At 70.6% G+C, this 6,122-nt stretch carries 5 protein-coding genes; 4 read left to right on the top strand and 1 reads right to left on the bottom strand.

All coding sequences use genetic code 11. The features are described 5' to 3' along the window. Nucleotides 1-274: 274 nt before the first annotated feature. Complete coding sequence (locus tag ABT025_RS39140) at nt 275-1,132, bottom strand: IclR family transcriptional regulator (RefSeq protein WP_351003578.1); 858 nt, start codon at nt 1,130-1,132, stop codon at nt 275-277. A 310-nt stretch (nt 1,133-1,442) separates the two neighbouring features. On the opposite strand from ABT025_RS39140, the gene ABT025_RS39135 reads away from it, so the two are divergent. From ABT025_RS39135 to ABT025_RS39120, 4 genes are all read left to right on the top strand, one after another. After that, nucleotides 1,443-2,813: an aspartate aminotransferase family protein gene (locus ABT025_RS39135; RefSeq protein WP_351003576.1), complete on the top strand. Its 1,371-nt coding sequence runs from the start codon at nt 1,443-1,445 to the stop codon at nt 2,811-2,813. Beyond that, the gene (locus tag ABT025_RS39130; RefSeq protein ID WP_351003574.1) at nt 2,813-4,000 is read left to right on the top strand and encodes a mandelate racemase/muconate lactonizing enzyme family protein; all 1,188 of its coding nucleotides are present in this window, start codon (nt 2,813-2,815) and stop codon (nt 3,998-4,000) included. The genes ABT025_RS39135 and ABT025_RS39130 overlap by 1 nt, the downstream gene beginning before the upstream one ends. Continuing rightward, nucleotides 3,997-4,845: an amidohydrolase family protein gene (locus ABT025_RS39125; protein WP_351003573.1), complete on the top strand. Its 849-nt coding sequence runs from the start codon at nt 3,997-3,999 to the stop codon at nt 4,843-4,845. The genes ABT025_RS39130 and ABT025_RS39125 overlap by 4 nt, the downstream gene beginning before the upstream one ends. Before the next feature lie 310 nt (nt 4,846-5,155). Next, nucleotides 5,156-5,995 carry an SDR family NAD(P)-dependent oxidoreductase gene (locus tag ABT025_RS39120; protein WP_351003571.1) on the top strand — a complete coding sequence of 280 codons (840 nt, stop codon included), beginning with the start codon at nt 5,156-5,158 and terminating at the stop codon, nt 5,993-5,995. Nucleotides 5,996-6,122 lie beyond the last annotated feature (127 nt).

Below are 6,122 nucleotides of genomic sequence, written 5' to 3'. Positions count from 1 at the left end.
AGAAGCGGGCGACGAGGAGGAAGCGGCAGCTGACGATGCAGGGGTGCGGTGGTGCGGAACGCTCATGCGGACTTCGCCTTCCGAGAAGTGCGACGAGTGAGGGAGCGTTCCTGCGGTGGACTGCCATGAGGCGGATGGCTGAAAAGGGTCCGGTCGTCGGATGTTCACGGCGCGGTGGGCAGGCGCCGGAAGCGGACCGGAGGGGGTAAATCGTCGGTGACGGCTGAAAGTCACCTCAGTTGGCAGGGAACCTACGGCGGGTGAAGCCGATCGGTCAAGACCCGATTCCGTCGGAATGTGATGTCCCGGTGTCCGGAGCGTCGGCGTCCTGGTCCTCGACCCAGCCCAGCGAGGCGCTGATCCGGCGGGCCGCGTCCCGCACCTGGCCGCCGAGTTCCTGGTAGCGCCAGGCCGGCAGCCCGAGCTTGAGACCGGTGATGGAGACGGCTCCGGCGCATACGGACCTGTCGTCGAAGACCGGCGCGCCGATGCAGATGATGCCCTCGGCGTCCTCCTCGTCGTCCAGGGCGTAGCCGACCCGGGCGATGTCGCGCAGATGGGACAGGAACGTCGCCCGGTCCGTGATCGTGCGGGACGTGCGCCGGGGCAGCCCGAACCGTTCGACGACCGAGGCGGCCTCGCTCTGGGGCACGGCCGAGAGCAGCGCCTTGCCCAGCCCCGTGCAGTGCGGCAGCTCGCGCTGGCCCATCCGCAGATCGAGCCGGACGCGCTGGTCGAGCTCGACCTGGTCCACCACGACCGCGTGGCCGTCCTCGGGCACGGCGAGCCTGGACGCCATGCCGGTGGCCCGGGTGAGGTCGCGCAGGACGGGGTGGGCGACCCCGCGCAGGGAGACCTGGGACCTGGCACGGTCGCCGAGCCGGGCCAGGCTCATGCCCAGCCGGTAGCGGCGGTTCATGCCCTCGCCGTCGTCCGAGACGAGGCCGTACGCGCGCAGCGTCTGGAGCATGCCGAAGGCGGCGCTCTTGGAGATGGAGCAGGCCTGGCCCACCTCGGTGACGCTCAGGCCGTTCCCCTGCGAGGGCGCGGCGAGCGCTTCGAGGATGTCCGCTGCCCTGGCCACGCTCTTGACCCAGTACTTCGGCTCTTCTGGGGCAGCACTGTTCGTCATAGCAGAACAGCTTAGTGCCTATGGGGTCGCGGAGGTGCCTGTCCGGCACTTCGGGGGGCCTTTCGTGGCAAGGAAGGCCCGGCACGCGGGGCTTGAGGCGCCCTGGAGGGGTTGACCGCTTTTCGGGCCGGACGTAATATCCAGGCACTGTTCTGCTCTACAGAACAGCGTTCTGAAAAAGCGAGACGCATCACCGAGCACCACGGATCACCCTCTTCCTGCGGCGACTGCCGGGCGGATGGCGCCAGGGACTCACGGGCCGGGCAGGGCCCGCGAAAACCGACGACTCTCGACGCAAGGAGCAAGCACCATGAGTTCAGGCCCGGTAGGCAACCAATCCGGAGCCCGACTCGCCGAGCGCGCCCGCCAGGTCGTACCCGGCGGCGTGAACAGCGGTCAGCGCAGCGTTCCCGGTCTGACCGACCTGGTCGTCACCGGGACCCACGGCGCACGGTTCCGTACCGCCGACGGACGCGAGTACACCGACTTCCACTCGGCGTTCGGCCCGCCGCTGCTCGGCCACAACGACCCCGACGTGGCCCGTGCCACCGCCGAAGCCGGCGCGACGCTGGGGCACATGGGCGTCGGCGTCACCGAGGGCGAAGTACTCCTCGCCGAACAGCTCACCGAACTGATCCCCTCGATCGAGAAGGTCCTGCTCACGAGCACCGGCAGCGAGGCGACCTTCCACGCGCTGCGCGTCTCCCGCGCCGCCACCGGACGCCGCCTCGTCGTCAAGTTCCAGGGCTGCTACCACGGTTGGCACGACGCCGTCAGCCTCAACGTCATCTCCGAGCCCTCGAAGGTCGGCGGCCACGACCCGATCTCGACCGGCATCCTCCCCGAGGTGCTCGAAGCCACCCTCGTCCTGCCGTTCAACGACAGCGAGGCCGTCCGCCGCACCTTCGCCGAACACGGCTCCGACATCGCCGCCGTCATCGTCGAACCCGTCCCGCACAACGTCGGCGCGCTCCTGCCCCACCAGGAGTTCCTCACCACGCTGCGCGAGGAGACCACGAAGGCGGGCAGCGTCCTGATCTTCGACGAGGTCATCACCGGCTTCCGCCACAGCATCGGCGGCTGGCAGCAGATCTCCGGTGTCACCCCCGACCTCACCACCCTCGGCAAGGCCATCGCCAACGGCGCCCCCGTCGGCGCGATCGGCGGCCGCGCCGACCTGATGGACCTCTTCTCGACCCGCCCCGGCGCCCCCGCCTTCTTCGCCGGCACGTACAACGGGCACCCGTCCGTCGTCGCCGCGGCCCTCGCCACTCTGCACAAGCTCCGCGAGGAGCCGGTCCACGACCACGTCTTCCGGCTCGGCGACCGCGTCCGCACCGAACTGACCGCCCTGTACGGGCGCCTCGGCGTCCCCGCGGCCGTCACCGGCTACGGCTCCGTCTTCGTCAGCTACTTCATGCCGGGCGAGGCCCCCCGTACGTATGCGGACCTGCTGAACAACGACGCCTCGATGTTCGTCGGCTACCGCCGCAAACTCCTGGACCACGGCCTGTTCGAGCTCCCGCTCAACCTCAAGCGCAGCCACATCAGCTACGCCCACACCGACGCCGACGTGGACCGCCTGATCGAGGGCACCGAGGCGGCGGTCAGGGCGGTCCTCGCCGACGGCGGCGCCCGCGACCTGGAGAACACCTCGACCATGGGCGGAGCGACCCGCTGATGCTGACCGTCAACCGCACCCGCCCCGCCGGCCCCGCCGGACGGATCACCCGCGTCGAGACCCTGATGCTCGGCACCTCCTGGCGCGACTTCGGCTACGTCCGGGTCCACACCGACGAGGGGCTCACCGGGATCGGCGAGATCACCCACCCGTACCGGGTGAGCGAGGTCTGCGCCCTCACCGAGGCCATCGCCGGACGGCACCTGATCGGCGCCGACCCCTTCGACATCGAGGAACTCTGGCTCCGCGTCTACCAGGGCGACTTCCTGCGCGGCGGCGACATGGGCGGCGTCGCCCTGTCCGGCCTCGACCAGGCGATGTACGACCTGATGGGCAAGGCGCTCGGAGTCCCCGCCTACCGGCTGACCGGCGGCGCCTGCCGCGACGACGTCCGGGTGTACGCCAACGGCTGGTACACCGGCGAACGCGAGCCCGGGACCTTCGCAGCCAAGGCCAAGGAAACCGTGGCCAAGGGCTACACGGCCCTCAAGTTCGACCCCTTCGGCCCCGGCCTGCACGAGCTGGAACGGGCCGAACTGCGCCGCTCCATCGATCTCGTCGCCGCGGTCCGCGAGGCCGTCGGCCCGGACACCGACCTCTTCATCGAGGGCCACGCCCGGTTCGCCATGCCGACCGCCGCCCGGCTGGTGCGGGAGCTGGAGCCCTTCGACATCGGCTGGTTCGAGGAGCCGATGCCCTGGACGCACATCGAGCGGTACGCGGAACTGCGGCAGCGCGCCGCGTTCCCCATCTCCGGCGGTGAGCACTTCCACAACCGCTACGAGTACAAGCAGCTCTTCGCCACGAACGCCGTCGACATCATCCAGCCCGACCTCTCCATGGCCGGCGGCTTCACCGAGGTCAGGAAGCTCGCCGCGATCGCCGACACCCACGGCATGCTCGTCGCCCCGCACAACTCCAACTCCCCGCTCTGCACCACCGTCTCGGTGCACGCGGCGCTCGGAATCCCCAACTTCAAGATCCTCGAAACCTTCGACGGGCTCCTGGAGCCGTTCGTCTTCGACGCCCTCAAGGGCACCCTTCCGATGGAGGACGGCCGCATCGGCCTGCCGACCGCCCCCGGGCTCGGCGTCGAACTCGTCGACGAGGTATTCGAGGAGCACCCGCCCAGCCACCGCTTCTGGAACATGTTCGCGGACGGCTGGGAGAAGCGGAACCGCACATGATCGTCGACGTCCACTCCCATCTCTTCCGGCACAGCCACGACTTCACCGACCCGTTCAGCTCCGACTCCGCCCGCGCCCACGCGGGCGAGGTCGATCTCACGGTGAACTGGGAGGAGTACGCCGCCACCGCACCCGAGTCCACCCGCACGATCGTCGTCGGAGGCAAGGCGCGCCGCAGCGGGCTCTGGGTCGACGACGCCGCCGTGGCCGCGTATGTCGGAGAGCACCCCGACCGGCTGATCGGCTACCTGGCGCTCGACCCCACCCAGCCGGGCTGGCAGGAGGAACTGCGCTACGGCCACCAGGAGCTCGGCCTGCGCGGCATCAAGCTGATGCCGATGTACGCGGGCTTCGACCCGGCGGCGGAGGAGTACGACGAGCTGTACGCGTACGCCGAACGGCACGGGCTGCCGCTCCTGGTGCACACCGGCACGACCTTCGTCTCCAGCGCGCCGCTGGAGTGGGCGATGCCCCGGCACCTGGACGCCGTCGCCATCCGCCACCCGGAACTGCGGATGGTCCTCGCCCACCTCGGCCACCCCTTCGAGGGCGAGTGCATCGCGGTCATCCGCAAGCACCCGCACGTGTACGCCGACCTCAGCGCCCTGCACTACCGGCCCTTCCAGCTCTGGCACAGCCTCCGGCTGGTCCAGGACTACGGGGTATTCCACAAGGTGCTGTTCGGCAGCGACTACCCGTTCACGACGGTCGACGACTCGGTGAAGGGGCTGCGGGAGATCGCCCGCATCCCCGGCATCCCCGGTCTGCCGCCGCTGGACGCGGACGCGATCGAGGAGATCATTCACCGGCCCTCGCTCGATCTGCTGGGCCTGGGGGGTGTCTGACACATGCCTGCGGCGTCGCGGTGTCCGGCACGCACGCTCGCCGCGGTGCCGAAAAGCCCACGTGGCTCCGTCACGAGGGAGTACCGGCGCCTTGCGATCGCACGCACCGGGCACCGCTCCCCCTTCCGCACCCATGTGCCGGACACCCCCTGACGGCTGACCGGGCCGTTCCCCACAGCCTGCGGGCCGGCACCCGGGTCACCCCCCCGGTACCCGGTGCCGGTCCGCAGCCGGGCCGCCGCGCTCCCCCTGTTGTGTCCCCCGCGCGGCGGCCCACCTCTCGTCCCTCCCCGTCCGAAGGAATCCCGTCATGACCGCAGCCGTCCCGCCCCGCGGCACCGACCGCTTCGACCTGACCGGCCGCACCGCGGTCGTCACCGGAGCCGCCCGGGGCCTCGGCCGGTCCTTCGCCGTCGGGCTCGCCGAGGCGGGCGCGGATCTGGTCCTGGTCGACCTGCCCGGCGCCGAGGGCATCACCGAGACCGCCGCGGCGATCGAGGCGCTCGGCCGGCAGTGCCGCGTACACGGACAGGACCTCGCGGACATCGAGGCGCTGGCCGGCTTCGTCGACAGGGTGCGCGCCGAGTCCGGCCCGCTGCACATCCTGGTCAACAACGCGGGCACGGCCGCCCTGGAACGCTTCAACGAGATCACCCCGGCCGGCTGGGCACGCATCATGCGGGTCAACGTCGACGCGGTGTTCTTCCTCAGCCAGCGCATCGCCGAGCACATGACGGCCGACTCCGTCGCCGGCCGCATCATCACCATCACCTCGAAGAACGCCCTCGTGGCGGAGGCCGGCCTGGCCCACTACAACGCCTCCAAGGCCGCCGCCCAACTGCTCACCGAGACCCTGGCGGTCGAACTGGCCCCGCACGGCATCACCGCCAACACCCTGGCCCCCGGCATGGTCGAGACCCCCATCGACGGCGAGTTCCCCTTCGACCGGGAGGCCTTCGAGTCCGCGTACCGCGAGCGGATCCCGCTCGGCAGGTACGCGCAGCCCGACGAATGCGTGGGCGCGCTGCTGCTGCTGGCCTCGGACGCGGGGGCGTACCTCACGGGTGCGCGCCTCGTCGTGGACGGGGGAGTGCTGGCCGACCAGATGCCGCGGATGCGCTTCATGCCGCCGTACCGCAACACCATCTGACCGGGACCGGCCGTCGGTCCGGTTCCCCACTGATCCTCATCGAGCACGCATCGACCACGCGAGGAGCACCTCCGTCATGCCCGTCAATGCCTCGTCCCCCGCTCCGTCCGCCGTGCCGCCCGCTTCC

The sequence above is a fragment of the Streptomyces sp. NPDC002809 genome, from assembly GCF_040295435.1.
Classification (GTDB): Bacteria; Actinomycetota; Actinomycetes; order Streptomycetales; family Streptomycetaceae; genus Streptomyces.
This window is presented reverse-complemented; position numbering and strand designations above follow the sequence as displayed.

What these genes read in the sequence shown, in the direction of transcription:
- ABT025_RS39140 (WP_351003578.1), bottom strand. Translation starts at nt 1,132, where the DNA reads ATGACGAACAGTGCTGCCCCAGAAGAGCCGAAGTACTGGGTCAAGAGC.
- ABT025_RS39135 (WP_351003576.1), top strand. Translation starts at nt 1,443, where the DNA reads ATGAGTTCAGGCCCGGTAGGCAACCAATCCGGAGCCCGACTCGCCGAG.
- ABT025_RS39130 (WP_351003574.1), top strand. Translation starts at nt 2,813, where the DNA reads ATGCTGACCGTCAACCGCACCCGCCCCGCCGGCCCCGCCGGACGGATC.
- ABT025_RS39125 (WP_351003573.1), top strand. Translation starts at nt 3,997, where the DNA reads ATGATCGTCGACGTCCACTCCCATCTCTTCCGGCACAGCCACGACTTC.
- ABT025_RS39120 (WP_351003571.1), top strand. Translation starts at nt 5,156, where the DNA reads ATGACCGCAGCCGTCCCGCCCCGCGGCACCGACCGCTTCGACCTGACC.